At 41.1% G+C, this 757-nt stretch carries 1 protein-coding gene; it reads left to right on the top strand.

Going from position 1 to position 757, the window contains the following annotated elements; genetic code table 11:
- On the top strand, positions 1–186 hold a 186-nt coding region (locus tag LH29_RS23460), incomplete at its 5' end, for a TOBE domain-containing protein (protein ID WP_045033900.1).
- Positions 187–757: the final 571 nt, after the last annotated feature.

The raw sequence follows: 757 nt of genomic DNA, 5'->3' as shown, positions 1-757 counted from the left end.
CTGCGCAACCAGGTAGAAGGTACCATGAAAGAAGTATTTTTAAAAGACGGCCTTGCCTTTTGTGTGGTCGATGTAGGCGAAAACATCATCGTCGAGGTGACCGAAGCTTCACAAAAAAGTATGTGCCTTGAGAAAGGTCAGCGGGTATACTGTCTTTTTAAATCGGCCTCGCTAAAAATTTATTAATCCACTCCATTCAGATTGTCAGTCAGTTGCGATTTTAGCCCCAAAATAGTTGCAACTATTTTCATCAAAGAGCTTGCATTATTAAAAACCTTGATTACTTTTGCAGCCGCTTTGAGAGAAGCGATGTTCATAGAAACGGTTGGGTTAAGAACGGCAAAGGCAGGGCCGGTAGTTGGGAAGAAGATTTCGGTCTTTGGAACGGCGAAACGGTTCGAAAAAAAAAAGTTTCGAAAAAACTTTAAAAAGAGTTTGGCAGAAACAAATTAAGAATTACCTTTGCAGCCGCTTTGGAAACGAAGCGACGTTCAAGTGACAAGATGATGGGTAAAAGACGAGTGATTGGAAGGCTGGTGGAACGGCACTGAAGACCGCGTCAAAGCCGCAGAAACTTTAGCAATAAAGTTTCAAAAAAAGCGAAAAAAGTTTTGGAGGTTTTGAAAAAGTAATTACCTTTGTCGCCCCGTTAAAAGGGAAACGAGTTCTGGCAAACGAGAGGAGATTTAAGGAGAAGAGATTGTCAGAGAAAAATATTAGAAAAGTAGATGACCGGCATTAAGAGGTAAGATTGCGA

This window comes from Draconibacterium sediminis (assembly GCF_000949475.1).
Classification (GTDB): Bacteria; Bacteroidota; Bacteroidia; order Bacteroidales; family Prolixibacteraceae; genus Draconibacterium; species Draconibacterium sediminis.
Note: the sequence above shows the minus strand (reverse complement) of the source record. Positions and strands in the feature narration are given on the sequence as shown.